Source organism: Vibrio sp. 10N.286.45.E10 (assembly GCF_002874195.2).
In the GTDB taxonomy this organism is placed as follows: Bacteria; Pseudomonadota; Gammaproteobacteria; order Enterobacterales; family Vibrionaceae; genus Vibrio; species Vibrio crassostreae.
The window spans coordinates 1,463,473-1,489,885 of record NZ_MCWD02000001.1 but is presented as its reverse complement, the minus strand read 5'-3'; the positions used below and the strand labels follow the sequence as shown (position 1 = coordinate 1,489,885).

The window sequence follows — 26,413 nt, the reverse complement described above, 5'->3', positions numbered from 1 at the left end:
GATTCAATGAAAAGACGCGTTTAGTGTGATGCTCTAGTTACAAATTCAGGTATAATCGAGCTCATTTTTATCAATAAAAGAACACTATGAATCAATATCTAGCGGTTACCTCAAACGGCCTTGAGAATTTATTAGTTGAAGAACTAACCCAACTAGGGATTACAAACGCAAAACCTGTTCAAGCAGGTGTTAAATTCAAAGCGACCAATGAGCAAATTTATCGTTGTTGTTTGTGGAGCCGTTTGGCTTCTCGATTTGTACGTGTCCTTTCTGAATTCACTTGTATGGACGACATGGATTTGTACCTATCAACCACTGCGGTTAACTGGGTAAATCAATTCCATAGCTCTAAGCGTTTCGTTGTTGACTTTAATGGTACGAACAACGAAATCCGTAACAGCCAATACGGTGCGATGAAAGTAAAAGATGCCGTTGTTGATTGCTTCGAGAAGAAGTCTTTGCCTCGTCCTTCTATCAGCAAAGAGAACCCAGATGTTCGTATTCACGTTCGTCTACACCGTGATAAAGCGATTCTTGGTGTTGATATGGTGGGAAGCGGTCTTCATCAACGTGGTTACCGTCCAGAATCAGGTCGCGCACCTCTGCGTGAAACGCTTGCTGCAGCGATTCTTCTCCGTAGTGGTTGGGATGCAACTAAGCCTTTCCTAGACCCTATGTGTGGTTCAGGTACGTTAGTGATTGAAGCGGCAATGATGGCTGCAAACATGGCTCCTGGTGTTAAACGCCAGAAGTGGTGTTTTGAATCACTAGAAGATTTCGAACCAGAGCTTTGGGCTGAAGTTAAAGCTGAAGCGAACGTTCAAGGTCGTCGTGGCGTTAAGAAAGTAGAATGTAAGTTCTATGGTTACGACAACGATGAACGCATGATCAAAACAGCGCGCGACAATGCTCGTCGTGCTGGTGTTGAAGAGTTGATTGAATTCGAAGTAGGTGACGCTGCAAAGCTTAAACGCCCTACAGAATTTGTTGATGGTGTGATTGTTTCTAACCCACCTTATGGTGAGCGTCTGGGTACAGAGCCTGGCCTAATTGCACTGTACACGGCATTCGGCGCACAGCTTAAAGCTGAATTTGGCGGTTGTAACGCGTCTATCTTCTCTAGTTCAGACGAACTACTTAGCTGCTTACGCATGCGTGCAGACAAACAGTTCAAATTGAATAATGGTGCGTTACCGTGTCACCAAAAGAACTACTCAATTTCAGATCGTCCGATGTCAGAACGTCCAACGGGCGAGCAAGAACAGCTGATTGCTCCTGACTTTGCAAACCGACTTAAAAAGAACATCGGTAAAATTGGCAAGTGGGCTAAGAAAGAGCAATTAGATTGTTACCGTATCTACGATGCTGACTTACCAGAATACAATGTAGCGATTGACGTATACCCAGGTCACCTTGTGATTCAAGAATACGCAGCGCCTAAAGATGTTCCGGAAGAGAAGGCAAAACGTCGCTTAACCGATATCATCCGTGCTTCTATTCAAGTAACGGGCGTTGAAGCGAACAATGTGGTTCTAAAGGTTCGTCAGAAGCAGAAAGGCCGTTCTCAATACCAGAAGATGGCTCAAGACTCATCTAACCTAGAAGTGAACGAATACGGCGTTAAGCTGATTGTTAATCTTCATGATTACTTAGATACAGGCTTGTTCCTAGATCATAAGATCACTCGTCGTCGTATCGGTGAGATGGCTGCAGGTAAAGATTTCCTAAACCTGTTCGCTTACACAGGCAGTGCATCTGTTCATGCTGCTGTCGGTGGCGCTCGTTCTACAACAACGGTTGATATGTCTAATACCTACCTTGAGTGGGCAAAACAGAACATGGAGCTTAATGGCCGTGTTGGTCGTCAACATCAATTTGTGCAAGCTGATTGCTTACAGTGGTTGGTTAAAGAGCAGGGTTCTTACGACCTGATCTTTATTGATCCACCTACGTTCTCAAACTCTAAGCGTATGGATCAATCTTTTGATGTTCAGCGTGATCACATTCAATTGATGGAAAACCTTAAGCGTCTTCTTCGTGAAGAAGGCACGATTGTGTTCTCTAACAACAAGCGTCACTTCAAAATGGACTTGGAAGCTCTGGATGAATTAGCTCTTAAGGCTCAGAACATTTCTGCTAAGACGCTTCCATTGGACTTCTCTCGCAATAAGCACATTCATAACTGCTGGTTGATTACTCACAAGTAGTTAAGAGATTGTATAAGGATATATAGTGCTGACTCTCTACAGTACAGAAGGGTGCCATCTATGTGAGATGGCATTCCAACTCACGGAACAGTTAAATATTAGCCATCACGTCAACGTTGTCGACATTGCATTCGATGATGAGCTCTTTTCCCGTTACGGGGTCACTATTCCGGTGCTCAAATTTGAAAGCTCTGATCTTTCTCAAAGCTCAGAGCTTAACTGGCCATTTGGCTTGTTAGAACTTAATGATTGGTTAAAGAAGAATGGCATTACTTACAATTCATAATGGGCAATTAGCGTTTGGCGATCACCCGTTATTAGATCGTGCGGACTTCGCACTGCAAGAAAACGAACGTGTGTGTTTAGTAGGGCGCAATGGCGCTGGTAAGTCTACGTTGATGAAAATCCTGTCTGGGAACATCATCATGGACGACGGCAAGATGCAAATCACACAAGATGTGGTTGTATCTCGCCTTGAGCAAGATCCACCGCGCAATGAGCAAGGTACCGTTTATGATTACGTTGCTGGTGGCCTAGCGGAAATCGGTGAACAGCTGAAGATCTATCATGATCTTCTGGATCTCATCGGTACTGACCCTAGTGAAAAGAACCTAAATCGTCTTACTCGTGTTCAAGAGCAATTGGATCATGCGAATGCATGGCGCTTTGAAGATCGCGTAAGCAACGTATTGGCTGCACTTAAGTTGACAGCTGAAACAAAGCTGACTGATTTATCTGGTGGTTGGCAACGTAAAGCGGCGCTTGCTCGTGCGCTTGTATGTGACCCTGACGTGCTTCTACTTGACGAACCGACTAACCACTTGGATGTTGCGACCATTGAATGGTTAGAGGGTTTCCTGAAAGACTTCCGCGGTTCAATCATCTTTATCTCGCATGACCGTGCCTTCATTAAATCGATGGCAACACGTATTGTCGATCTTGATCGCGGTAAATTGAGCTCTTTCCCGGGTGATTACGAAAACTATCTTGTTGAGAAAGAAGAAGCGCTTCGTGTAGAAGAAATGCAAAACGCTGAATTTGATAAAAAGCTTGCTCAGGAAGAAGTATGGATTCGTCAAGGCATTAAAGCTCGTCGAACTCGTAACGAAGGCCGTGTACGTGCGCTTAAGAAGCTACGTGAAGAACGTTTGAACCGTCGTGAAGTGCAAGGCAAAGCGATCATCCAAATCGACGATGGCCAGCGTTCAGGCAAGATTGTATTTGAAGCTGAGAACATTAACTTTGGCTTCGAAGGCAAAGAGATTGTTAAAGACTTCAGCTTCAATATCATGCGTGGTGATCGTATCGCTCTAATTGGCCCGAATGGCTGTGGTAAAAGTACGGTACTTAAACTGCTGCTTGATCAACTTAAGCCAGATTCAGGTCGTCTACATTGCGGTACTAAGCTTGAAGTCGCTTACTTTGACCAATATCGTGAAATTCTAGATCCTGAGAAGTCTGTAATCGATAACTTAGCGGATGGTAAGCAAGAAGTCACTGTAGGTGGCCGTGAGCGTCATGCACTAAGCTACTTACAAGATTTCTTATTCTCTCCAAAACGTGCTCGTACTCCTGTTAAAGCACTATCTGGTGGTGAGAAAAACCGTCTGTTACTAGCTCGTATCTTCCTTAAGTCGAACAACTTATTGATTCTCGATGAGCCAACCAACGATCTAGATATCGAAACTTTGGAACTTTTAGAAGATTTGCTTGCCAACTATCAGGGTACGCTTCTTTTAGTGAGCCACGATCGTCAGTTTGTTGATAACACGGTTATGACAAGTTGGATCTTTGAAGGTAATGGCGTTATTGAAGAATTTGTTGGTGGTTACCACGATGCTCAGCAGCAAAGAAAACAAGCATTAGAGTACCGACAGGTTGAAAAGCCATCAAAGCCTGAGAAAGTAGTTGAGGAAACTCCCAAAACTGCGCCAGTTAAGGCTAAACCTAAGAAGTTATCGTATAAGCTACAACGAGAACTAGAAGCGCTACCAATGCGTTTAGAAGAATTGGAAACTCAAATTGAAACTCTTCAGGAAGAAGTCAACGATCCAAGCTTCTTTTCAAAATCTGTAGAGCAGACACAACCAGTATTAGATAAGCTATCTGCAGCAGAGCAGGAGCTTGAAGTTGCTTTTGAGCGCTGGGAAGAGCTCGAGGCACTACAACAGGAAAGTTAAGAAGTAATAATGACTTGTACTAAATTTAAATTAACAACAGTTGCAGCATTAGTTTTTGCTGCAACTAATGCGAATGCTGTGCTCTATCAAGTAGTAGAAGTTGCCACTCCTAGCTCAATTACGGGTGCTTCAGAGACCTTTGGTGTAGCAATTCAACCTGCAACAGTAACCGGAACAGAAAGTTGTTTTACTACCGGCACTGTTGGTAGTGTTGCATGTGGCGACTTTAAACTGGCTGGTGAAACTCGCGATACTCTTGAAGCGGTAAGTTATCGTGAAGAAGTCCCATTCGCTATGGATGCTCCATTCCAATACATTCAAGAGCGTGACGATTTCGAAAATTACTGTTACCGCGAGCTGAGATATTCTACATGTGAAAGTTGGGCAGATAATCGCTGGTATGATACTTGGAATAAGGAAAGAAACGATCTTACTTATGTCAATGCAAAAGCCTTCGTTGAAGGTGGCGGTACTTTTGAGACTAGAAATACGGTAATTAATTCTCTAGATGAAGACGCTAAACCACTAGGTGTTAAATCCGAAGGAAGTATACGTAATAATGCGCTGTTTACGACGACGGCTGGGCCTACTGGTACGTCTGAAACTCGTGCATGGAAAGCGATTAAGGCAAGCAACGGTACTGTTTATAATGTAGGTAGTGTCTCTGAAGAGTTTGTTCCGACTGATACATCAGAACCAGATAAGGCCTATGCTTCTAAAGCGGCGATCTGGGACGGTACTACGACCAAAGAAATCGATTGGATTCGCAGCGGTGACGCTAAACAAGGTGATTACTTTGCTCAAGGCAGTATGCGTTCAATCGTTGAATCAGGTTCTGGTTTTTACGGTGTTGGCTATAATACTGCAGATGGTAATGGTGACCTACAAGACATGAACGCCAGTGTTTTTGTGAGTGACTCATTAGATCTTACTGGTGCAACATGGACGACTACACAGATTAGCGGTGCAGAGGTTAAGTCAGGCTCGTCTAACGACGATGCTAGATACAGTAACTCTGTAGCGACTGACATCAACGATAATTTGTTCGCTGTTGGTTATTCTAAGCGTAATGGTTATGTACCAGAGAGTGGTAGTGCAGGTAATAAGCCTTTCGTTGTAACCGATGCCAAAAAACCAACAGCAACGTACTTGTCTGGTGGTATCTTCTTTGGTGGTTCGAGCGGTGAAGCTAAAGCAGTTAACAACTTTAATGAGTTTGTTGGCCAAATAGATGCAGAAACCACTCGTGAGGTTGATGGTAGTGAAAGAAGACACAGAGGCTTTATATATCCTTATAACGTGTCTTCATCAACTGAAGCTCGTCGTGTAGACATCTTTAACGGTCAGGCTTGGTGGTTAGATGATCTAACAAATGATGGTAATGTTTCCGGAGAGAACAACAAGTTCCGAATTATTGATGCTACTGACATTAACGATGCTGGTGTGATCTCTGCTACTGCTATCAAATGTACAGTTGGAGGAACGACTCAACCGTATGACACAACGTCTCACAACTCATACTGTGGTGGCGCGTCATCTAACGCGGTAGAAGAGGTTGTTGCAGTTAAGCTTGTACCAATTGCCGGTGCAACTAAAGCTGATATCCAAACTCGTAGTGCCGACTCAGAGAAAGTTGATCGTCAAGGTGGTAGCCTAGGTTGGTTAACTTTGACTGTGCTTGGTCTGTTAGGGTTCCGCAGAAAATTTAAATAATTTATCTCTTGGGCCCGAGTTCACAATTCTGAACTCGGGCTTTTTTTCGCCTTGAGAAAAGTGAAAATCTGATCGATTCTTAAAGTTGGAGTCACAAAAACTCCGCAAAGTTGTAATCATTGTATGTTAGTAAATGGAACACCCGTATGAGGACTGCACTATGAAGAGACAAAAGCGTGATCGACTAGAACGAGCACAATCTCAAGGCTACAAAGCTGGTTTAAATGGTAGGTCGCAAGAAGCTTGCCCATATAGCCAAATGGACTCTCGGTCTTATTGGTTAGGTGGTTGGCGTGATGCCAAAGATGATAAGCAATCAGGTCTCTATAAGTAGATAGGGCGCAAAGAATTCAAGGTCAGGGCTCCATTGTCTGTTGATTACAACGGCTGGAGCCTTGTTAGTTTCAGAACAATACAAAGATTCCCAGAGCTATGTAGCATTCTAGTTTCGCTATCATAAGCGTATCGCTGGTGGATTTATCCTGCTTCAAGCTTAATACGGGATATTTTAATGCACTATAACTAAATTTATTGAAATGAAAATAAAGCAGCCATGGGCTGCTTTACTAAAAATCTAACTATTAGATTAGAATGCTGACGTATCTTGGAAAAGGCCAACTTTCAAATCTTTAGCAACGTAGATCTCTTTACCATCAACAAGTACGCGACCATCCGCAAGGCCCATAACTAGGCGACGGTTAACAACACGCTTCATGTGGATCTCGTAAGTTACTTTTTTCGCTGTTGGCAGAATTTGACCAGTGAATTTCACTTCGCCAACACCTAGAGCTCGACCTTTACCTTCGCCGCCAACCCAACCAAGGTAGAAGCCAACAAGCTGCCACATTGCGTCAAGGCCTAAACAACCCGGCATTACAGGGTCACCTGGGAAGTGACAATCGAAGAACCATAGGTCAGGAGTAATATCCAGCTCAGCAAGAACTAAACCTTTACCGTAATCACCTTCAGTTTCAGACATTTTAGTGATGCGATCCATCATTAGCATGTTCGGTGCTGGTAGTTGAGGACCTTGTGGCCATAGTTCGCCTTGGCTTGATGCTAGAAGCTCTTCGCGAGTGTAAGAATCACGTTTGTTTTGCATTATCAATTACTCCGATTTTTGATAGGTGCATATTAGTGAACAGGTGTACGCTAAACAAGTCCGATCAGTACTAGACAAACCAGTTTTTAATGCGTCCAACGATTCCAATAGGGTGCTCATGTCTTTCAAAGTTTTCAATACGTTCCGCGATTTTGCTCAGAACGCTTTCTTGTTCATCGTCTCTAAATGGTTTGTTCATAATGAGAGGAATTGCTTCATCTACATTAGACACAGACCAAATATGGAATTCTTCATTCTTAATGCTTTCAATAAGGTCTGGCTTCAGTGCGAGGTGCCTTAAATTCGATCTTGGAAGGATCACACCTTGTTCGCCAGTTAAGCCATTGTGCTTACACACATGGTAAAAGCCTTCGATTTTCTCGTTTAGCCCACCAACCGCTTGTACACGACCAAATTGGTCCACTGCACCAGTAACCGCAATTTGTTGATTGATAGGGTATTCAGACAAAGCACTCACCAAAGAGCAAAGCTCTGCTAGAGAAGCACTATCGCCATCTACTTCGCAATACGATTGCTCAAATACCACAGAAGCGGCATAAGGTAGCGGATCTTCTAGGTTGAGTGCGCTGCTCACAAATGCTTGCATGATCATCATACCTTTAGCATGAAGATTACCACCAAGTTCGGCTTTGCGCTCAACATCGGCAATATCACCATCACCAAAGTGAATAACACAGGAGATTCGTGCAGGTTCACCATACGATATCGGGTGCCCAGGAACATCGATGACTGTTAGGCCATTAACCTGACCAACTTGTTCACCTTCAGTTTCAATAATGACTTGGCCATCTCGAATATCATCAAGAGCGCGTTCTGGTAGGTACGACTCTCGGTTGTATTTGTGTTGTTGAGCTTGTTGGATATGGTGAATATCAATCTCACCATTGTTAGCTTCAATCAAAGCTTCGTTCAATAACGCATTGTGCCAAATAGGGCATAATGGAGTATAGCTTTGATCTTCAGTCTCTCTTGCTCCGGCAGTAAGAATGCCCGTCAACGCTTGTTGCGTGATGGTTGGCAGTTCATAGCGTAGTTGAAGCCACTTAAGGTAACCAAGATATTGAGTCAAACTCTCTTCAGAGATCTTGATATCTTGCTCAATTTCGCTAAATAGGCAAAAACCGGTTTGAATATCGCTGTCTAGATAATCAAGGTCACCTAATTGAGCTCTATCACCAACCACAATCAACTTAATGTTGTAGGTAAGAGGCAAAGTTGGAGATTGGTTCAAGTGCTCAGGGTTGCTACTGATAGGCTCTACGGCTTCACCAAGCAGCGCAGATTTAAGCAGTAACCAGCTTCCTGGGTTTGCTAAGATCAAGTTTGCTGAAACGATCAGATAACCGTTGTTTGCTCTAGCCAGGAGGCCAGGTTTTGTCGCAACAACCTTACCGTCTTTCGATTGAATTTGGTCAAAAAGAGAGGCAGCATTTAAAGATTCAGTTTTTATAACCGGTAGAGTGTGATCATCTAAAGCAGTGACTAGAGATTCAACAATCATTTGACGATAGATCGAATTGTCCGGAGCGTTTACAAGTAAAACACGCGAAAGGTTAGACAAACGGACAAAGCGGGTTAGCGCATCTTTGAATCTATGTTGAATATCTGAAAACGGGAAAGGCGAGATGTCAGGGAATTGCTCTAATTGAGCGCTATATTCGTCGTACTGAGGCGTAACATGTCGCCAATCTACTTGAGTCATTTAAGTTTCTGATTATGATAATGAGGTAGGGAGTATATAGAAAAACCGATCTCGCTTGTAGCTCTATGTGGTAGTTACTAATCACTAAGCTAATATAAGTATGATCTTGGTCTATTCTTTCAAGACAATAATTGTTAAACAGCCCATTTTGGGTTACGCTGTCACTAGGATTAACTCTCGAGATTAGACATGAAATATCAGCAACTTGAAAACTTGGAATGTGGTTGGAAATGGAACTATCTGGTCAAAAAATGGAAAGAAGGTGAATCGATCACTTGCCATATTGATTCAAGTGAAGCTGACGTTGCTGTTCAAGCCTTATTGAAGCTGGAACACCAGCCTACGGGTGTTCTTGAGTGGATCTCTAACAACATGTCTCCTGAGCTCGATAACAAGCTTAAACAAGCGATCAGAGCTAAGCGAAAGCGCCACTTCAATGCTGAACAAGTTCACACCAAAAAGAAATCAATCGACCTTGATTATCGTGTATGGGAAAAACTATCTCAACGAGCGAACGAGCTAGGTTGTACGCTTTCCGACGCCATCGAGTATTTGGTTAGCGAAGCGTCTCGTAGTGAACAGGCCAGCAAGACGGTGACTAGCCTTAAAGAAGACTTAAGCAAACTCCTTTCTGACGATAAATAACCATCAACAGTAGTGGTGACATTATGATGTACGTAATATTAATCGGTGCGGTATTAGTTTTTTGGTTAGTAGCAGTCGATCGACCGGTGTTGAAAATTAAATTTAGTGACGGGGCGATCGAACAAGTTAAAGGGCATCTTCCACCGAGCTTTAAGCATAACCTTCAAGAGATTGGTCATAACAATACCTTTAAAGGTGAGCTAAAAGTGTATGCAAAACGTTCTGGCTACAATCTCAAGTTCACTAAAGATGTGCCTAAAAACGTACAGCAACGTATTCGTAACGTGTTCCCGCATAATGGTTTTAAGTCTAAAGGCTCAAAGAAAGCGTAATCGTTGAGAGTTACGCGCTAGCTAGTCAATCTTCATACTAAGTTAATCCTTCATTTCTCTTAAATCTCCGCATACTGTTCTCACCCTCAACAAAGAGAGAGCAGTATGAGATACCTAGTATTACTATTATGTTTTTTATCCCCAGTCGCTTTTCCCGACGATGCATTGGTTAATCCTGTAGCCAAAAAGATAAAAGTCACCGTCATGAAAGGGCTCAACAAGAGTAATGTTGATTTCGAGGGTTATTGCGATCTGATGATTGAGATGAAGCACTCTAAAGGTTACGCAAGAATCAAAAAGGTGAGAACGTCTGGAGATAGTAAAGTTTGCAAGCAGGCAAAAAAAAATCTACCGACGAAGAAAAGGTTCAAATACAGCTTTCCAGAAAAGTATATCCGGCTACATATCACACACTAGCCACTCTCAACGCACTATAACTAAATATCCTTAATTTTATTGAAACAATTTCGTGAACCAATCTCTAATTTCTATTAATATTAGTTTTGTTATAAAGGCAGGATATGCCGATACAAGAGCATTTACGGCAAAGGAAAGTCACGGTTGTTGTTAGCAAATAAAAGTTATACCCCTGAAGTCGTTGAGATCTCAAGGAAGGTCTCAATCAATGTTGAAGCTCGCTTTAATCGATGGTTAATCTCACCTGAATATAAGCTCGCACAATCTACAGTAGACACGTTACTAAGTTTGGAAAATAGGTATTGTGATAGCGTCATATTTGATGAATCTGACCGCATATCTCACAACCAACGTATTTTATTGCGCTGCGAGCAGGATAGAGTCAATGCTCATCGCGAGAAAGTCGACGCGAAGCAACAAACCTTACGATACGTTATCGATGATGTCAGCAATGCCGCTTCTGCGCTAATGCTTGAGAAGCTTCAAGGTACCTTAATAAGTTCGTTGTTTTCAGACTTACCCGATTACAATCAATTCGCTAGTGTTGCGTATTCGCCATCTTTAAACTTTTCCAAACTCCATGAAATATCCGCGAAAAGTAGGCCATTGAGCTCAAGTTTAATTGAGTTTGTTTCCAATCAAGAGTTTGCAGATAAATATGGAAAGAAATCTAAGGTGATTCTCGATCTGTCATTACTGAGGGAACATGACGGGATAAGTACCAACCGATTCTGTCATGCCTTTATATTCTAGTATTCATATCGTTCAACTGCCTCACACATCGATACTCATTGATTGGGATTGCTTGATTCTCATCTCTCGTGTATTGAGCTTTTCTCTTTTCCATATAGTCTGGATGGTGCTGATACTCACGGTAATGTTTTCTTGTTTGAGTAGTTTCATCACTTGTATCGACGTATTATGCGGGTTGAGCAACGTCAACTCGATAATCCTATCTTCGGTGCTCTCTGGGATTGCGTTTTTACTGCGCTTCAGTGGCTTATTAATCCGTTTGAGGCCAAGTGGCCCTTCCTCTTCCATTATTTGCTGATAGGTATATAAGGTTTGGCGTGAGCAACCTAAGATACGAGCGGCTTTAGAGACACTACCAAGCTCTGCAACCAACTCCAGAGCCTCTATTTTACGTTGTACCTCTTTGCCGTATTCGTTGCATTTACGTGGCTCTACTAACTCAGTGATGTCTAACCGTCGATGACCGAAGTAAGCAGAGAAGGTACCATCGAACTGACATCGTATTTCTACTTTTTGGTTCTCTATGGAGTAACGTACTGGCGAGTCGATAACGTACATTTTGCTATCAAAGCTAAACGTGTGGTCACGTCGTATCGTTCGATATTCTTTCTGTACGCAGATGCTGTTAAGGTCTAGGTCAGGTGGCAACGACTTGAACGCAGAGCTCGATTTAGTCGCCTGAACCATCACATTATTCACCCAGTATTTGGGGATAAACTCCTCTTGCAAGTATCGGTTTGCGCTCTCCATGTCAGCGATGTTATTGAGGCGCAGTTCGGGGACAAGGCGGTCTTGGAAGGTGTCGAAGGCTCGTTCGATTCGTCCCTTCCCTTGAGGTGAGTTGGCGAAGATAATTTCGATACCGAGTTCATCACAAGCTCGCTGCATTTGCGAGAAGTTGCTGCGTTTCGGCCCACCAAAGATACCTGCTCGATCCACGTAGAGAGTTTTGAATATGCCTCGCTTTTCAATATAAGCTCGCATCACCTTCATACAGCCTTCGGTGGTCTCTGAAGGGAAGAACTGCGCATGAATATCACTAGTAGCGTCATCAATGATGGCAATCAAGCAAGACTTCTCATCACCAAACCAGCGATGAGGGCTGCCATCCATTTGCAGCATAAGCCCAGGCAACGGCATACGCTCTCGATACTTCCTTACTCGACTTCTACGGCGTTTAGAACGCTTCACATGGTGAATGTCATGAGCCCAAGAACGCAACGTTTCACGCTTAATCGACAGTCCTTCATTTTTGCTCAAAAGCTCCGAGAGATGTTGAAGATTAAAGTCGTAGTACTTGGTTTGAATGAGGGCTTGAACCTCCTTCTTGAGTGACTCAGGGATTTTATTGATGGGAGCACGACCAGTGTTACCATGAACCACGAACCGAATGCCTTCCTTGCGATAGCGACTCAAGTAACGTTCAACGGTTCTTCGTGATTTTTGCAGTAATTGCGTGGCACTATTGATAGTAATTTTGCCATCAATGACTTTACTAATGATATCGACAGTAAACTGTGATTTTGAATCCATATAGAACATCCTTAGCACCCTTTAAAGCTCATTTGATTACTTTAAAAAGTAAGCTAAATCAGTCCCGACATTTTCCCTCGGTAGTTATTGTAATGACAAAGTCGCTTGGTAATTAAGGTACGACAGAATCGCTTGGTGATCACAAAGGTGATTCTCGATCCAAAAATTGCAGCACGACAGATAGGTATTGAAAATTGTCGTTTATTGTTCCCATTGTTAATGAGTCAACAGCTGATCAAGTGGAATGATGGCAATATTAAACACATCACACCTAAGGTTTGGCAGCACTTGGTCGTGACGTCAAATGCGACTCGAATTCGACTTCAAGAAACGTCGGTTAAAGATCCAAACGTAGGAATTTTACTTGGCGTGTTGCGAGTTCTGCCTTTGTTTCTAATTTGTAACCACTTTTCTTCCACGTTTGAAGACGCATTGGTAAAAACGATGCTTGGTTATCGTGAAGCAAGTGACAAACATGACGAATATTATGCTTGTACTGAGGTGATGCCAAATACACAGTTTCTCGAAGCGATGGTCGAGCAGTTAGAGCTTAAACTACTAAAAAACCTCGTTGAATTTATAGATTGGAGCCCTGGAAACCAGTTCATAAAGAGGGCACTTCTAGAGGAAGTGAATGACACTCCTGTACTTGAGCGAACGGTTTATGGGGCAGCTTTGGCTCAAGGTAGGAAGTATTCTGTTTTCGAAGCGTTAGAGAATAGTGAGTTATTTAACGTTAAGCACCGACCTTATTGGTTTTCAACTGTTCAAATGTCTATAGCGACGATTGAGCAGGTGCAAGATCAAGTGCCTGGAAAACTGACGACGAACATGTAAAAGGGAGCCACATTAAATGTGGCTCTCTTTTTTGTTGCACTGTAACTTAATGAAAGCGCCTGTAAATCTTGCTGTATACCGTTTAACAGACCACTTCGAATGTAAACGACTCCTGCTTGGCAATTGCATGCTTAACGGGTATACCAAGGCGCTGGCAAGTCATCAGAACTTTCAACTTCCTGTCGGCAGGAGCGTGCTCTGACAGAATCACCGAGCTTAGGCATTCTCTATTAAGGTAGAGCTTATTACCGATCATTTCCTCATCAGATAGCACCCAACGGTATTCCTTTTCGTAGCACCAATTAGAGTGCTTAACCTTGAACATTTCAGATCCCAATTCAGATCCTTGCAATTCCCCCAACGATGCTGAGTGGAACATGCTTGGCTCATCTTCGTATTGGACTTCGAAACAGTTGAGATTGGCCTCACCGTTATAGCAGTTGAGGTCATACTCGATGCACATACCTTTAAAGTTGTCGCCATACTGAGACCATAGTATAGGGTGGTCGCTGGATTGAGAAAAACACATAACCTTGAAATTGTTTTGAAGTTCATTCTTGAATATGTGGTTAGATTCAAAAGGGTTATTGAAAGTTTTAGCATAATCGAACCACAGCGAACACTCGGCAATCGACTGTATGTTTCTATCATGGAGGGATCTGAACTTATAAAGTTTAGGCAACATATCAAACACCTAGTTTACAAAATTGCCTGATGTTAACACTTTAATTCATAGCTGAGACCTGAATGCATAGCATTTGATTGCCTAATCACCAAATATATTCATATAACTGTTTGATAGATCAAAATTTAAACATGAAATAGTAGCCTGTTTAAGTGGTTTATCTGGCAGCTGAGCGACAGTAATCTAACATTCGCTTGTTGAAAATAAGATACAACGTAACTTTTAGTTTGTCTGGGTGAGGTTGGTAAACAGGGACTGCTGAGTTTAATAATCTTCGTGTAAATACCTGAAAGATATCGGATATATGCTCTAGATCGATTCCAACGACATCCCATAAACTAAGCGTGACATTAAAGTACCCATGTGAAACGCGTACGCATGTTAACGGTTTTAGATGTTAGTACGAACATTGGCGCCAGAAGAAGAGCCACATGAAAAGTTGGTGACGGTTGTAGGTAAAATAATTCAATTTGATTGGCTACTGATAAAGGTGTCGTTTTGGTGTTATCAATAAAGATGGTCGCCTGTGTGAGATCTGAAAAGAAAACAACAACCAATGCCCACAAGATTCACACACAACACAGCAAAAATGACTACAAACATGAGCATGAATCAGGAAACGAGAAGAGAAAAGCTTTCTGTTGATAAGGTTTGTGTGCACGGAGATCGAATTACGGACGGTACATACGTTGGGTACATATAGCTATTTGTTTTTTGTGATCTTAAAGAGCGCTGCTGCATGCTTAAAAAGACCAATACGTTAGATTAGGCGGATATTTTAAAGTAGTTCAAACCGGACATTAATAAATTGCTCTAACAAGCCAACTGCGTATTATGGGTCTAAATTATGTTGAGTGGTTTGCTTTGCTTAAGTGAATAAGAACGTGGGTGAGTAACATGCTCAATGAGGAGGTCAGCTTTGCTGGCCTTTTTGATGCTCGTTAGGAAAATCGTTGTTAGAAGTTAACCCGTAACATAATTTGCATAATACGTTTGGGAGGTAATATTAAAGAATCCTTTACAATGTAATAGAGGCTTGTATTATTAGAGAACCACCCAGCACTGCAATGTTAGGTGGTTGATTTAGTTTTATGGTATTGAAACTATAAGTTCGACAACTGCCTGAAGCAGTTCAACGAACTTGATGATGATATCTATATCTCTCATCTTTATCTCCTATATAAATGACCATTTACCAGTGCCGGCTGCAATCGATTCTAGTAAATGGGGATTCGTTAAAAAAAGGCCACTTAAATGTGGTTTTTTTCGTATCTACTTATAAAGTAGTGTTTGTATCATGGCATGCTTTTAAGTTACAGGCAAACGTGACGCGTTGGTTGATTTTTTGGTCTGAGACCAAAGACTTAACTAGTATACCTGTCTTCTGAAATATGACTACGAACCAAGTTCGAATAATCTGCTTTAATGCCACTTCATACTTAGAAAAGCTTATATCAATCATCTCGATTTGCTCTGCTATAAGCTTGCTTGTAGAGAGGAAATGAGTAGACAAGCGCAGCGCGTCAGTCGGTGGTTCGCTAGCGTCAAGGTACACTATCTTTAATAGTTTACTCTTGGAAAAATATTTTCCGTTTCTCCCCAAATTGAAACCTGTGACGAATTTCGATGAGCGATACTGAGCGAGGAGAAATGAGAAGCAGGTTGAACGAAAAGAGGTTGGGGTTCCTGTTACACCCCAACTAACTCCGGAATTCCGGAATTTATCGCAGTAACTTCTCGGTTTCGCTGACTGTAACGACGCTTGCGTCGTAGTCATCTCGGCTTAAATTTTTCATATCTTCAAAAAACGCTTCATGATCAGGAATCGTTTTCCACGTATACATTGTCACGACTTCATTTGGCACTCTAGAAAGAGCCATTTGGATGATGAACTCTTCCAAGTCCATTTTCTTATTGAGAGCCCCAGAGCAAATTTCGTTAGGCGTGATCTTCAGATGCTCAGCGAGTAATTTGATCTGAGTTGCTTTAGGTTCAGTCTCTCCATTTTCCCATTTCAAGTAGGTTTGTTTTGCTACTTTCACACGCTTTGCAATTTCTTCCTGCGTATAGCCACAGTCTATGCGAGCCGACTTAATTACATCTTTCAACATCAAAATATCCTTATGAGTACGCTTTTTTATAAGTATACCACCCGCATTTCGTACTACCGTGTTGAAATACGCTTTATTGTCCTGTAGGTTATAAGAAAACGTACTTGACAGGGTTTTCCATTGTTCTTTATCGACCAACTTTTCATGCAACAAGACCATCACGAAGGGAATTTACCTTTCGTGGGACGTCATGTGATTGAAAGAGTCGAATTAGAAACAGGTGAAAGGCTGCCACCGTCCGTAAATCAAAAAATACTGGAGGGATCTTTTAGTACGAAATTGACGATCCGCTGCGATGGAACACGGGTTCGTGTTGAGGGAAATCCATCGCGTTGGCAACGCATTGATAATCTTTTTGGCCTTCAAACATTGGATGAATGTGTTGCAGTTTATAACCATGTTTTAGCTACTTATGATCTTCCACCATTTACCAAAAACACTCGCTTTTCTCATCGCCAATCGGCTGATGGAAAACCATCTAGAACTATTTATGAGCAGGATGCCTATGTGTTTTTGGAAGGTCGGTTCCCAACGTTAACCAAAGTTCAGTTAGACGAAGGCCAAGAGCCTTACGAAGCTGGGCTTTATACATTCCACAGTTCATCTTACGTAGTGAATAACTTTAATAGCGTTGAGCTTAAAAAGTATGGAAAAATCATCGTACCGCTAGAAGTCGAATTATAGAGTACACACAAAAATAACGCTCAGAAGCTCTGTGTGAGCCCAGAAAGCCCGTCAAAATCAAATTGGTCTATGTCAATCCCATTTTAAAATGTCCTCGTTTGTCCCAAATAGAAATGTCCCGTTGTTAGGTCTTTCGACTGGAGGCTTTGAATGGTTCGGTGAGCACTGGGTTGATGGTTCGAGGGGCAGTTTGAAGGGCTCTTTGTTGTGCACGGCGCTTGGGGGCTTTCTTACTGCGGGTTCGTTGCTGTTGTTGTTCGAATTCTTGTTGTTGTTGCTGAGCAAATTTTAAAACTTGGCCGAGGCGTTTGTTGTCGACGATTTGGGTTTGTTGAACGTGCTCGAGTTTGTCGAAGGTTTTGAATTCGAGTTTTCGATGCCCGTATTGGATGGCGATTTCACCGTTTGGGTAGTCGAGTATCTTGATATGTTCGTGCGCTAGTCGGCTGTTTTCTTCAGTAGGTTCAATGAGATAAATCACTTTATCGTATTGAAATGTCAGCGACTTTGAGAGCTTGCGGGTTTCTTGCCAACTGAAAATATCGTCGAGTTCTTGCTTGGACTCTCGAACCGGACGATGCATGTCTTTTGGGTATTGAGCGGGCTTAGCAAAGCGATGGTTAAAATCGGCGATGAAGTAGGGAAGCCAGGCGTTGGCTTGTTCGATGGTGTCGATACCTTGTAAGCGCATCTCTTTAACCAGTCGGTCTTGCAGCGTGAGGTTGGCTCGCTCAACGCGGCCTTTGGCTTGGGAGCTGTTGGCACAGATGAGTTCTATCGCCAGTTCTTTCAACACGCGCCCGTATTGAGTTTGGCCAACTTGTTTGTGTTTCTCCTGATTCACTCGAAAAATAGAGTGCTTGTCACTGTAAAATGCGATGGGCTTGCCGTGCTCATTGAGGTATTCACGCGTAGTCATCATGTAGTCAAACGCGGATTCTGTCTCACTGAATCTTAGGTTCATCAAGCGGCCAGTCGCATCATCAATGAACACCAGTAGGCAGCATTTGTCGCTGCGGCCCTCAAACCAGTCATGATGTGAGCCATCTATCTGAATCAATTCTCCAAGACAGTCTCGACGGTAACGAGGCTGATAGACTCTAGGTTTTCGTTGTGAGTGCGGGATCCAAAGATTGTCGGCAATCATCCATTGGCGAAGTGTCTCTAACGAGATAGCTAAATTATGATTTTCTATGATCTTTTCACGTGCAAATGTGGGCGAGAAATCAGAATAGTGTTTATGGATAGTCGAAAGAATCTCTTTGCGATATTCGTTAGAATAACGCCGATTACTGGGTTTACCTCTAGAAGCATGGGTTAAGCTAGCCGCACCATGTTCACGTAGTTTGTTCATTAACCTTTGAACTTGACGCTCACTTAACGAAAGTATCTCTGCCGCATCAGTACGACGCAAACGATGTTCACAGACGTCTTGAATAACTTTGAATCGACTAATTTCTTTTTCACTCATGGCAATCAACATCTCAGTAGTCCTTAGTAACCGAAGCTGGTACATGAAATGTAGTCAGCAACCAGTACTAAGGTGACATTTTAATCTAGCTCAAAAGTGACATTACTATCTGGGGCTTACAAGCCAACTGCGTATTATGTCTGATTATGTTTAATGGTGCATATCTTATAAATGTAGTGCAACCTCTTGTATTTAGAGGTTTTATCATTGAAGTATCGCGAAATGAGTAAGAATTACATTTTTCGAGAGTTAGAGTGCCAAATGACGAAGGAAGAGGTCGCTGAACTGTGTTTTAAAACTGTGAGAACAGTCACAGGTTGGGATGAGGGAAAGCCGATACCTCCGGAGTGCAAAAGACTTATGCGGATGGCTAAAGGTAGAGAACTTAGCATTAGTGAAGACTGGATACAGTTCAAAATGTTATACGACAGTATGGAGCTGCCTACTGGCCAAGTAGTTAAGCCACAACAAATTTTGGCAGGAATTGCACTATTGGGAATTCAATCTGAGTTAGAGATTAAGACTTCGACGCACCTGTTGGGTTTAGCCAGGGCAATAGCCAATATCAAGAAATAGGGTTAGAGTAAGACAAACTCCAAATGGAAACAAAGAATCTGTTTGGAGTTTGTAATAAGGAAATCAACCTGATTAACTTAGTCCACTGTAAGTAGTTATGACTTCTTTTATTCCTTCTATATCAATGTCTCTTCTCCAATTCCATCTCTGTTTACTTCCTTTAGACGTTAGGTAGAGAAAACGAAGAAATTGAGAGGGTAATAGAGGTCGGTTATAAAAGAACTCTTGATTATTTTCGTTTAAGAACCAAACATAACCATTCTTCGTATCTAAGTCAGAGCGCTTAACTACTTTTTTAATGTTGAGCTCGTTAGTTAAAGAGCACTCAAACTTATCTTCATACAAGACACAATGTATATGGGCATGGACAATACACCCACCAGAATGATCAATGTATGTGCCAGCTCCACTTTCGAAAAATAAAAGTTGCTTACCATAACTGTTAAAGTAGTAAGAACGTAATTTTGAGATAACCTTAGTTAACTCATCATGAAGGTTATCTTCAAGAAGAGCAAAGTTGTTAATATGAACTTTGGGGACGATCATTACATGTGACTTATGCAGTGGCCCGAAGCTAGGGATAACACAAAAGCTTTCGGTTTCTAGCAGTATATTCTGGCCAGATTTCATTATGCTTTTGTATTCTTCACTTTGAATAACATCATATTCATGCGTAAGCTCAGAACAGATATTACAAGAACTATTTTTTGTCATTTGAAACCTTTGGTACCACTTTTTCCGCCCATGCAGCTAATCTACTCAATACTAGATCAGAGAAGTAACCTAAAAGAAAGCTAAGAGAAAATGCTAACTTACCTGAGTCTTTGCTTGGTAAGTGAATCGGAAGGAAGTCCGAAACGACTAACAAGTAGGTACAAAATGCTACAACTGCTGATAAGAAAGGAGTAAGTATACGCCAATAAAACTTATGAGGTTGCCAAGGGAAGTTGTACTGGTCGTTTTTACCTCGTGCAGTTACGCGATAGAACCATTTAGTGTCATAGACCCAGCCTCCAATAAACCCGCCTAACAGAGAAAACAGCGCGATCTTATCAGCATGACTAATCCCAATTTGCAGTGAGAAAAGTTGCAACAATAGCATAGAGCCAGATGATAAAATGAACAATATAATTAGGTAGTAGAACTCGAACTTAATTTGGGCTTTATCACACGTAAAAAAAGGGACGCATTCTCTGCCTTCGAGCCCATTTTTGCTCTCATCAATCATTAACCAAACCTTTCGAATAATCATAATGTTACATTATCTAGGATAGTTCGACTAAATTCCACACATAAGACGTCTAACAATGTTGTCTGTATATGTTGAGTATCAGCTGAGTCCATAGCAAAGAGTATGAGTTTGCTAATGATATGCCTACACACCTAGTAAGTCAGTTCAATCTCTTGGAGTTGTTAAGTGGTCGATAGCTACCGACAGGTTAAGTTGTGATGCTATTAAGCTTCAAAGTAACGCGTTAGTTGATAGTGTTGTGTCTGAGGTAAAATATTCATTAGTAGAATGCGGTCCATATCATCAGTGCAGCTTTGAAACTTTATTTTCATATAGTCTGAATATTCACAACACATTGCATGAGTAACAGTCTGATCATCCAGTTCCTCATAACCGATGAGCCGGAAGTTCTTATCTTTATATGATTTGTGGATGGCAGCACAAGAGTCAGAAGCAACGACTATCTTATAAGTAGACCAGTCTGTCACACAAAAGTATTTTTTAGTTTTCAAACTTATTACCCCTTTTGAATTGTTAGGGATAATCTATCTTTCATAAAAGGTTTACAGTTAATCAAAACTTTGAGAAGTACGGTATATAACGAACGTTAATGGTAATTGGATGTATAGAGGTGATTGGAAGGTGAGACTTAACTCGGAATAGCAGAAATAAAAAAGGGGCTCCGTTAGGAGCCCTTTAGTTATAATTTAAAGTTGAGGGATATAGTCTCAATGTTTTTGGCTACTACATCTGAAACCGTAGCCTTTATGTCTGCTTGATAATTCATCCCAGCTTTGAGTTTATCAAACGTATTTTGGTCGATGTCTTTGCTTCCTTTATAAAGACGATCTTTCACCTCAAACTTAAAGTGAACCTCACGCTTGTCTTGTTTGTTCATTGGTACTGAAAGAGACTCAATATAAATTGTTATGTTGTCAAAAGAACAATTTTTAGCCTTTATTAAAGTTTCTTTATAAGACTTGAATCTTTGCTTTGTCGATTCCTCGAATACCACCATAGTTGGCAATGATTTATCTGTCATTTTACATGACGTTGACCAGTCGAAGCTAAACTCTAAGTTCTCTGCACTTTTAGAAAAAAGAGTTAGAAAATTATCACACAAAGAGCGATCTATACCGTGTGTCGCTAAATACGTATAGCTTGGATTCTTATGTTCTTTAGTGAAATTATTCAGCTTCAAAAGGTTCCTAGCCAAATTTTCATTTAAGCTTCTAATCAAATCACCTTGGCAATCTTCAAACAGGTCATCTGTTGCTTTTGCATGGTATTCGTCCAACGTACTGTAATGCTTTAAGTCAAACTCAGCAGTGTAGATAAAAGAGCCAGCTTGAGGAGCAAGAATAAAGCAGCTTTCAAGGTACTCTTCTAGTGCCTTCTGGACAGATGCCTTTCCTTTAAGAGTGTTCTTGGCTGAATGCTTAATCAATTCATAAAGTGCAGAATAAGCTTTGGCACCTTCAGTTATAGGTATTCGGCCATGGCCTATTGAACTACCAGACGCACGAACCTTAATCGCATCAACATGACTAGAGTAGCTATTATAAAATGCTTTCTTTTCAGCGACCATATGCGCTAACGACTCTTTATCATGTGCAGCGTAAACCTTAGTGTTTTTCCACTCACTAGAGTAACGTTCGTTGACAGGACGTGAAGATGCAACTTTCTTAGACGCGCTACCCAACCATTTTAACGCTTCATCGACTGTCGATTTTGATTTCGTCATACTTCACCTCCAACAAACTGCTGTTCTGCTTCTAAGTCAGCGTTTGCCAATTCTGCTTGCTCAGGTAACTGTTCAACTTCTTCGTCAGTTAACTGCTGTAAAACAAACGATTGATATTCGTCATTATAGCCTAAAGACCTAAATGTACTTCTGGGAGGAATCAAAACTTCATCCTCTTCTTCACAGTAGTAAGACCAAGGCGCTATATGTCGACCATTCACGTGAATAATAACAAGTCGATGAGCACAACCTTCAATAAAGAATCCAGGGTCTTGTGAAGTGCTTGTAAAAGATGGCTCATAAATAATTGAGCCGGGCACTCTAATTAGAGCTAAATGTTCAGGTGTTAAATCAGTCCAGCGAACAACCAAATCGTTTTCATGAATAGGTAATGATTCAAGCGCTTGAATGAGTAACGATACTGCAATTTGATGCTTCTCGTTAGTATCCCCACTCCTAATCAACTCATTAATGTCTTCGAAACGACGATAAGTGTAGTTACGTATGGCGATATACAAATTACTTTGAGTTGTATAGAGCTCAGCCTCTTGAATACCTAATTCAGCGGCAACTTGCTCATATCTTTCTCTGCCAATGACTCTGTGCATAATCAGCCTATTGTTTTTTAAGGTTTTATAACATGAGTATTGCCAACCACCAAGAGAAATGGGGCACTAACGTGTTGTTAGTCTGTCGAATTTACCCCCGTGATACAACACGGGGGTTGGCTTCCTCCCGCCGCGCTCGTCCTCCTCAGTCTTCGTCGTCCTCACTTGTTGTCCGTCAGCACTGAAAAGAGATCCTTTTCGACACTCAAATGATCTTAAAGAAAGCCGGTGAACACAAAAAAGCCTTACCGATGTGGCAAGGCCTTAAAGAGCGATTCTGGCAGGATGAGGGAGGGTGCTACTTAGATTGGCATTGGCAGTTAGAAACACTCGCCAGTTGAGACATACGGACTAATAACCTCTACGGTGTGGCTCGGTGCCTCGTTCGCGCTTCGCACTCTCTTATCCCTGCGGGGCTAGCTAAAACAAACTGACATCAGCTCGACTCACTTTTGGCAAAGTGGCTGCGGCAGCTGCGTAAGGCTTACATGTTATCAACTTCGACAGCTGGCCTCTGTTCAGCTTCAACAAGCAATCATCAATCCGGTCAAACGTAATGTCGTAAGCTTTTAGAAAGTGTTCGTTTACCGAGTAGAAACCATCGAGCGCTTCCACCTCGATGCTAACATGACGTTCAATAGAGCCGTTTTTAATAGCGAAGTTCACACCCGTTACAAACGCTTTCTTAATTCCCTCAAAAGGAAGCACCTCAGCTATAGGAACATGAGAAAGGCTATCTTTGTCAGTGCCTTTACTGCTATCCCCACTAGAAGATACATCCCCAGAAGCTTCAGTATTTTTGCTAGGTAGTGCTTCACTTTGCTTAGGAACGGCAGCTGAAGACGTTGCTTGTCCCGCTTCCTCCACCGTCTCAGTAGTTTCAAAATAACGATTGGATAAGTCATAAATTATGTACCCCAAACAGAAGATGGATAAGAGGAAAACCAAAATAGCTTTAGGGTTACGAAAAAGCGTATTCATGGCTAATTGTTGTTTAGCGCTGCCTGTCCCCGTAGATTTGTAAAGTAGGAAAGAGTCTAGAGGGATTTTTTGGTTGGTTAAGTTAACGTCCTTCTTTTTGGGAATGACCGGTGTTGATACCGATTTATCATGCTTCAAGATATAAGGATTTCGTTTCGTCCAGAAAAACTGATCGCGTCCCTTATGAAAGAAGTTCTGGTTTGCGCATGCCTTGATTCCTGAATCGATTTGCTTCCAATCTGGTGAAAGCAACTCGATATCCCAGTCGTATTTTCGGTGCCTCATGAACCCCTCATTGAAGCTGTGAGGATAGATAATTCTGCCTTCTGAATCGTACTCAGCAATCCCTCTGTCATCGATTTCAGAATCTTGTAATTCGTCCATGTTCGCAGGGGTGTAACGAGAATTGAAAAAGCGTTCGTAGTCTTTAGGTAATAAGCCGTCACGAGGCGATTGGGTGATGAAGTCAGACAAAGGTTTGTACTTCACTTTGCGAATATCAAAGCCCACGTTTTTAGAGAATATATCTTGGCACTCATCAATAACAATCAGGGCGCCAATAGGGCACCAACAGAAAAAGTGCGTCCATAGATGAACGCCAGATTCGTCCCTAGAGCTAATACGAAAGAGTTTAGCGGTACTAGGAAACTGGATATTAAATCGCTCTTCAATAACCGTTAAGGGCTGCATACCTTCCATGTTAGTTACAACCGTTCTACCTGCTTTTAGTGCTTGATAGATAGAGAAGTAAGCCGTGTATGCAGACTTGTAAGAGCCGTTCGCTCCCGTTCTGATGGTGATAGCCATTATCTAGAGAGCCTCATTACTAAAGCGGTAGTGAAGAAGTTAGCCCAGACAGCAAGGCCTTGAGGAACGCCAAACTTAAACGCATAAAACCTCAATTCATCAGGCAAAGCATTAAAAGCTTTGGACAGGATGTCGTTAAAGCCGATCTCTTTTAAGAGGATTTGAGCCGAGTTATAAGAGAGCTTAATGAACTCCAATTCCGCTTTTAATTTCATCTTGATCATAAAAATCTGGATGTATGAAAAGAGGTCTAACGTCATTTGGGGGATAGCTTTAAAGAAATCCGTAATAAATGCCATCTGTAAGCTAATCCAATCAATAAAAGAGTAGATGTAATCCATAACTAATCCTTACCTAACATTCTGATACCAGACAAAACAAACAAGAACATCACAACCGCTGAGATGATCGTCGCGTTCTCCAATAGAGCAGAGAGCACGCCTGATTTGAAAGAGCGTTCAGCATGGTTAACATTGAGATTTAAGGTGTGCTCTTTATAGGTGCCGTTATTAAAAGAGCTGGTATCGATAGAGAATAACGCTTTGAACTTTTCAAATTCATCGGTCATCTCTTGTTTGATTTCTAGGACTTCATTTTGAACGTCAGCAATTTGATTTTGAGTGACAATGAAGCCCTCACCATTAAAGCCATAGTTAGGTTCAACAAAGTTATTGTTGTTAGTGACACCATTGATGAGGTCGGTTAGCTTACTTTCAACACCGGACATATCAGAGCCATCTAGAGCATCGATTTTATCGGACAGTGATTGGATACCAGATTCAACACTGCTTAAATCAACGGTGGAAGACCCGCCAGAGATAGCTGCTATCTGCTCGCTAATCGCATTGAATTTAGGATCCAGCCTGTCGGAGAGAGTGTCGGGCAACTCTTTCAATAATTTGTTGTTGTAATAAGCTTTATTAGCCGCTTTCTTTAATTGACCTTCTTGAGTGCTTGTTAAAGTAGAGCGGCCGCTGTATCTATCGTCAAGAATGGCACTAATCCCTGATAAAATATCAGTATTAGCATTTTCAGCCCGTTCAAAATAATGTTGGTCTCTAGAGCTTGCGTTAATAAGGTCGTTGACCTTGCTATCTGTACCTCTAGCAATGTTGGTTAAATGGTTCACAGACGCTTGAACGTCATCAACCTTTTTGATGAGGGTGAAAGAGGTGTCATTGGTACGATTTGCAAGAAATTGCTCAGTTCTATTTAACTGTTCACTAATGCTTGATTGAGTGTTCCCTTGAGCTTGTGCCAAGGCTTCCAATTGAGATCTAAAATAGCCATTGTTTTTGTTGGTTTCAGAGACAAGGCCACCAATTGAAGTGACAAAATCTGTACGCCTAACGGTTCGAAGGCTTAGGTCTCTAATGGCCGAGGATAAGGTCTTATTGTTAGCGTTCAGATTACGCATGATAGATTGGTAATTCACGCAATCTTCATCACCATCATTACAGCTTTGAATAGGCTCTTGATTGGTCAGTCTGTCGTAGTAGTCGTCAATAGAGTCGGGGAGGCCATTACCGTCAGTATCAACAATCTGAATGTCATTTTTATAAGGGTTTGGGTCTTCGTGGTTCGCTAGGCCATCACCGTCCCAATCTTCGAATTTATCGTCAACACCGTTATGGTTAACATCGTTCTCAAAAGGGAAAGGCTCAGGAGTATCACCAGAGTAGCGATTGATTTCGTCAAAGTTACATGTAGAGCCTGTGTACACAAACTTGTTAGTCCACTTTCCGCCCTCAACACTGATGGAAACTGCGCTAGCAGACATTTTACAAGCAGCACCCGTTGAACGATCACCAATACAGTAAGAGCGAGGATTATCGCCCCAAATATAAGCGTCCCAGGTTAAGTTTTTTCCCGTTCCCTCCAGTATCTTACAAGAACTAACGCACACGCCCTCAACTTCAACTTGTCCAGCACCACACTGCAAAGCGTTGGAATTGAAAGCGACAAGAACTAAAAGAAGAGAGAGGTATTTTTGATATTGTTTCACTGTAAAACCCCAGATAAGAAAACGCCCCCAAACTAGGAGGCATTGATACCCGTATATACGCCATATAC

General features: G+C 41.8%; 25 protein-coding genes and 2 pseudogenes. 13 read left to right on the top strand and 14 right to left on the bottom strand.

Going from position 1 to position 26,413, the window contains the following annotated elements; translation table 11 throughout:
- Positions 1–86: 86 nt before the first annotated feature.
- The 5 genes from rlmKL (at position 87) to rmf (ending at position 6,434) form a co-directional block, all read left to right on the top strand.
- Positions 87–2,207 carry a bifunctional 23S rRNA (guanine(2069)-N(7))-methyltransferase RlmK/23S rRNA (guanine(2445)-N(2))-methyltransferase RlmL gene (gene rlmKL, locus BCU34_RS06790; protein ID WP_102479415.1) on the top strand — a complete coding sequence of 707 codons (2,121 nt, stop codon included), beginning with the start codon at positions 87–89 and terminating at the stop codon, positions 2,205–2,207.
- 25 nt (positions 2,208–2,232) lie between these two features.
- Positions 2,233–2,493: a glutaredoxin family protein gene (locus BCU34_RS06785; protein ID WP_019823251.1), complete on the top strand. Its 261-nt coding sequence runs from the start codon at positions 2,233–2,235 to the stop codon at positions 2,491–2,493.
- Positions 2,471–4,387, top strand: a complete 1,917-nt coding sequence (locus BCU34_RS06780) for an ABC transporter ATP-binding protein (protein ID WP_055318436.1) — start codon at positions 2,471–2,473, stop codon at positions 4,385–4,387. Before BCU34_RS06785 ends, BCU34_RS06780 begins: the two co-directional genes overlap by 23 nt.
- 9 nt (positions 4,388–4,396) lie before the next feature.
- Positions 4,397–6,100 (top strand): DUF3466 family protein, encoded by a 1,704-nt coding sequence (locus BCU34_RS06775; protein ID WP_102479417.1) that lies wholly within the window; start codon positions 4,397–4,399, stop codon positions 6,098–6,100.
- A 160-nt stretch (positions 6,101–6,260) separates the two neighbouring features.
- A complete protein-coding gene (gene rmf / locus BCU34_RS06770; RefSeq protein WP_017059676.1) occupies positions 6,261–6,434 on the top strand; it encodes a ribosome modulation factor in 174 nt (57 codons plus the stop codon).
- Positions 6,435–6,686: 252 nt separating this feature from the next.
- Here rmf and fabA read toward each other — a convergent pair whose 3' ends face one another.
- Together fabA and BCU34_RS06760 are read right to left on the bottom strand one after the other, a co-directional pair.
- Entirely contained in the window at positions 6,687–7,202 is a 516-nt protein-coding gene (gene fabA, locus BCU34_RS06765) for a bifunctional 3-hydroxydecanoyl-ACP dehydratase/trans-2-decenoyl-ACP isomerase (protein ID WP_017059675.1), read from the bottom strand.
- A gap of 70 nt (positions 7,203–7,272) precedes the next feature.
- Positions 7,273–8,925: an AAA family ATPase gene (locus BCU34_RS06760; protein WP_102479419.1), complete on the bottom strand. Its 1,653-nt coding sequence runs from the start codon at positions 8,923–8,925 to the stop codon at positions 7,273–7,275.
- A 189-nt stretch (positions 8,926–9,114) separates the two neighbouring features.
- Here BCU34_RS06760 and matP point away from each other — a divergent pair, with 189 nt between their 5' ends.
- From matP to BCU34_RS06740, 4 genes and pseudogenes are all read left to right on the top strand, one after another.
- Complete coding sequence (gene matP / locus BCU34_RS06755; RefSeq protein WP_010440786.1) at positions 9,115–9,570, top strand: macrodomain Ter protein MatP; 456 nt, start codon at positions 9,115–9,117, stop codon at positions 9,568–9,570.
- Between the two features lie 23 nt (positions 9,571–9,593).
- Positions 9,594–9,902, top strand: a complete 309-nt coding sequence (locus tag BCU34_RS06750; protein WP_017059672.1) for a DUF3634 family protein — start codon at positions 9,594–9,596, stop codon at positions 9,900–9,902.
- Positions 9,903–10,007: 105 nt separating this feature from the next.
- On the top strand, positions 10,008–10,319 hold the full coding sequence (locus BCU34_RS06745) for a hypothetical protein (protein ID WP_055318438.1): 312 nt from the start codon (positions 10,008–10,010) through the stop codon (positions 10,317–10,319).
- Between the two features lie 144 nt (positions 10,320–10,463).
- Positions 10,464–11,048 (top strand): annotated as a pseudogene (locus BCU34_RS06740) (hypothetical protein); the annotation flags it as partial.
- Between the two features lie 45 nt (positions 11,049–11,093).
- Here the strand turns inward: BCU34_RS06740 and BCU34_RS06735 are convergent.
- Positions 11,094–12,614, bottom strand: coding sequence for an ISNCY family transposase (locus BCU34_RS06735; RefSeq protein ID WP_082040340.1), 1,521 nt, complete (start codon positions 12,612–12,614; stop codon positions 11,094–11,096).
- Between the two features lie 132 nt (positions 12,615–12,746).
- On the opposite strand from BCU34_RS06735, the pseudogene BCU34_RS06730 reads away from it, so the two are divergent.
- Positions 12,747–13,442, top strand: a pseudogene (locus tag BCU34_RS06730) (hypothetical protein); the annotation flags it as partial.
- An 82-nt stretch (positions 13,443–13,524) separates the two neighbouring features.
- Here the strand turns inward: BCU34_RS06730 and BCU34_RS06725 are convergent.
- Positions 13,525–14,127: a DUF2971 domain-containing protein gene (locus tag BCU34_RS06725; protein ID WP_048661961.1), complete on the bottom strand. Its 603-nt coding sequence runs from the start codon at positions 14,125–14,127 to the stop codon at positions 13,525–13,527.
- A gap of 1,721 nt (positions 14,128–15,848) precedes the next feature.
- Positions 15,849–16,238, bottom strand: coding sequence for a helix-turn-helix transcriptional regulator (locus BCU34_RS06720; protein WP_032546585.1), 390 nt, complete (start codon positions 16,236–16,238; stop codon positions 15,849–15,851).
- A 120-nt stretch (positions 16,239–16,358) separates the two neighbouring features.
- Between BCU34_RS06720 and BCU34_RS06715 the strand changes: the two genes are divergently transcribed.
- Entirely contained in the window at positions 16,359–16,922 is a 564-nt protein-coding gene (locus tag BCU34_RS06715; protein ID WP_102479688.1) for a single-stranded DNA-binding protein, read from the top strand.
- Between the two features lie 124 nt (positions 16,923–17,046).
- Here BCU34_RS06715 and BCU34_RS06710 read toward each other — a convergent pair whose 3' ends face one another.
- Positions 17,047–18,393: an ISNCY family transposase gene (locus tag BCU34_RS06710; RefSeq protein WP_108145225.1), complete on the bottom strand. Its 1,347-nt coding sequence runs from the start codon at positions 18,391–18,393 to the stop codon at positions 17,047–17,049.
- Positions 18,394–18,600: 207 nt separating this feature from the next.
- On the opposite strand from BCU34_RS06710, the gene BCU34_RS06705 reads away from it, so the two are divergent.
- On the top strand, positions 18,601–18,969 hold the full coding sequence (locus BCU34_RS06705) for a phage protein (protein ID WP_102479377.1): 369 nt from the start codon (positions 18,601–18,603) through the stop codon (positions 18,967–18,969).
- Positions 18,970–19,041: 72 nt separating this feature from the next.
- Here BCU34_RS06705 and BCU34_RS06700 read toward each other — a convergent pair whose 3' ends face one another.
- The 5 genes from BCU34_RS06700 to BCU34_RS06680 all read right to left on the bottom strand — a co-directional run bounded on the left by BCU34_RS06700 (position 19,042) and on the right by BCU34_RS06680 (position 22,552).
- Positions 19,042–19,683 (bottom strand): hypothetical protein, encoded by a 642-nt coding sequence (locus BCU34_RS06700; protein WP_102479379.1) that lies wholly within the window; start codon positions 19,681–19,683, stop codon positions 19,042–19,044.
- A complete protein-coding gene (locus tag BCU34_RS06695) occupies positions 19,670–20,221 on the bottom strand; it encodes a hypothetical protein (RefSeq protein ID WP_198592784.1) in 552 nt (183 codons plus the stop codon). Before BCU34_RS06695 ends, BCU34_RS06700 begins: the two co-directional genes overlap by 14 nt.
- A 203-nt stretch (positions 20,222–20,424) precedes the next feature.
- Positions 20,425–20,712: a hypothetical protein gene (locus BCU34_RS06690; protein ID WP_102479383.1), complete on the bottom strand. Its 288-nt coding sequence runs from the start codon at positions 20,710–20,712 to the stop codon at positions 20,425–20,427.
- A gap of 188 nt (positions 20,713–20,900) precedes the next feature.
- Complete coding sequence (locus BCU34_RS06685; RefSeq protein WP_102479758.1) at positions 20,901–21,944, bottom strand: hypothetical protein; 1,044 nt, start codon at positions 21,942–21,944, stop codon at positions 20,901–20,903.
- On the bottom strand, positions 21,941–22,552 hold the full coding sequence (locus tag BCU34_RS06680) for an ADP-ribosyltransferase (protein WP_102479757.1): 612 nt from the start codon (positions 22,550–22,552) through the stop codon (positions 21,941–21,943). Before BCU34_RS06680 ends, BCU34_RS06685 begins: the two co-directional genes overlap by 4 nt.
- 209 nt (positions 22,553–22,761) lie before the next feature.
- Here BCU34_RS06680 and BCU34_RS06675 point away from each other — a divergent pair, with 209 nt between their 5' ends.
- A complete protein-coding gene (locus tag BCU34_RS06675) occupies positions 22,762–22,893 on the top strand; it encodes a hypothetical protein (RefSeq protein ID WP_258187987.1) in 132 nt (43 codons plus the stop codon).
- Between the two features lie 79 nt (positions 22,894–22,972).
- On the opposite strand, the gene BCU34_RS06670 is transcribed toward BCU34_RS06675, so the two are convergent.
- From BCU34_RS06670 to BCU34_RS06660, 3 genes are read right to left on the bottom strand one after another with little or no spacing between them, the layout of a single operon-like run.
- Positions 22,973–24,340 carry a zonular occludens toxin domain-containing protein gene (locus tag BCU34_RS06670; RefSeq protein WP_108145236.1) on the bottom strand — a complete coding sequence of 456 codons (1,368 nt, stop codon included), beginning with the start codon at positions 24,338–24,340 and terminating at the stop codon, positions 22,973–22,975.
- Positions 24,340–24,681: a hypothetical protein gene (locus BCU34_RS06665; RefSeq protein ID WP_048659343.1), complete on the bottom strand. Its 342-nt coding sequence runs from the start codon at positions 24,679–24,681 to the stop codon at positions 24,340–24,342. Before BCU34_RS06665 ends, BCU34_RS06670 begins: the two co-directional genes overlap by 1 nt.
- Positions 24,682–24,683: 2 nt before the next feature.
- Entirely contained in the window at positions 24,684–26,345 is a 1,662-nt protein-coding gene (locus BCU34_RS06660; protein WP_108145235.1) for a hypothetical protein, read from the bottom strand.
- Positions 26,346–26,413 lie beyond the last annotated feature (68 nt).

What these genes read in the sequence shown, in the direction of transcription:
- BCU34_RS06745 (WP_055318438.1), top strand. Translation starts at nt 10,008, where the DNA reads ATGAGATACCTAGTATTACTATTATGTTTTTTATCCCCAGTCGCTTTT.
- BCU34_RS06675 (WP_258187987.1), top strand. Translation starts at nt 22,762, where the DNA reads ATGATCTTAAAGAAAGCCGGTGAACACAAAAAAGCCTTACCGATGTGG.
- BCU34_RS06685 (WP_102479758.1), bottom strand. Translation starts at nt 21,944, where the DNA reads ATGACGAAATCAAAATCGACAGTCGATGAAGCGTTAAAATGGTTGGGT.
- BCU34_RS06680 (WP_102479757.1), bottom strand. Translation starts at nt 22,552, where the DNA reads ATGCACAGAGTCATTGGCAGAGAAAGATATGAGCAAGTTGCCGCTGAA.
- BCU34_RS06665 (WP_048659343.1), bottom strand. Translation starts at nt 24,681, where the DNA reads ATGGATTACATCTACTCTTTTATTGATTGGATTAGCTTACAGATGGCA.
- BCU34_RS06700 (WP_102479379.1), bottom strand. Translation starts at nt 19,683, where the DNA reads ATGACAAAAAATAGTTCTTGTAATATCTGTTCTGAGCTTACGCATGAA.
- BCU34_RS06710 (WP_108145225.1), bottom strand. Translation starts at nt 18,393, where the DNA reads ATGAGTGAAAAAGAAATTAGTCGATTCAAAGTTATTCAAGACGTCTGT.
- BCU34_RS06670 (WP_108145236.1), bottom strand. Translation starts at nt 24,340, where the DNA reads ATGGCTATCACCATCAGAACGGGAGCGAACGGCTCTTACAAGTCTGCA.
- BCU34_RS06735 (WP_082040340.1), bottom strand. Translation starts at nt 12,614, where the DNA reads ATGTTCTATATGGATTCAAAATCACAGTTTACTGTCGATATCATTAGT.
- BCU34_RS06760 (WP_102479419.1), bottom strand. Translation starts at nt 8,925, where the DNA reads ATGACTCAAGTAGATTGGCGACATGTTACGCCTCAGTACGACGAATAT.
- BCU34_RS06775 (WP_102479417.1), top strand. Translation starts at nt 4,397, where the DNA reads ATGACTTGTACTAAATTTAAATTAACAACAGTTGCAGCATTAGTTTTT.
- BCU34_RS06725 (WP_048661961.1), bottom strand. Translation starts at nt 14,127, where the DNA reads ATGTTGCCTAAACTTTATAAGTTCAGATCCCTCCATGATAGAAACATA.
- rlmKL (WP_102479415.1), top strand. Translation starts at nt 87, where the DNA reads ATGAATCAATATCTAGCGGTTACCTCAAACGGCCTTGAGAATTTATTA.
- matP (WP_010440786.1), top strand. Translation starts at nt 9,115, where the DNA reads ATGAAATATCAGCAACTTGAAAACTTGGAATGTGGTTGGAAATGGAAC.
- rmf (WP_017059676.1), top strand. Translation starts at nt 6,261, where the DNA reads ATGAAGAGACAAAAGCGTGATCGACTAGAACGAGCACAATCTCAAGGC.
- fabA (WP_017059675.1), bottom strand. Translation starts at nt 7,202, where the DNA reads ATGCAAAACAAACGTGATTCTTACACTCGCGAAGAGCTTCTAGCATCA.
- BCU34_RS06780 (WP_055318436.1), top strand. Translation starts at nt 2,471, where the DNA reads ATGGCATTACTTACAATTCATAATGGGCAATTAGCGTTTGGCGATCAC.
- BCU34_RS06750 (WP_017059672.1), top strand. Translation starts at nt 9,594, where the DNA reads ATGATGTACGTAATATTAATCGGTGCGGTATTAGTTTTTTGGTTAGTA.
- BCU34_RS06695 (WP_198592784.1), bottom strand. Translation starts at nt 20,221, where the DNA reads ATGATTATTCGAAAGGTTTGGTTAATGATTGATGAGAGCAAAAATGGG.
- BCU34_RS06720 (WP_032546585.1), bottom strand. Translation starts at nt 16,238, where the DNA reads ATGTTGAAAGATGTAATTAAGTCGGCTCGCATAGACTGTGGCTATACG.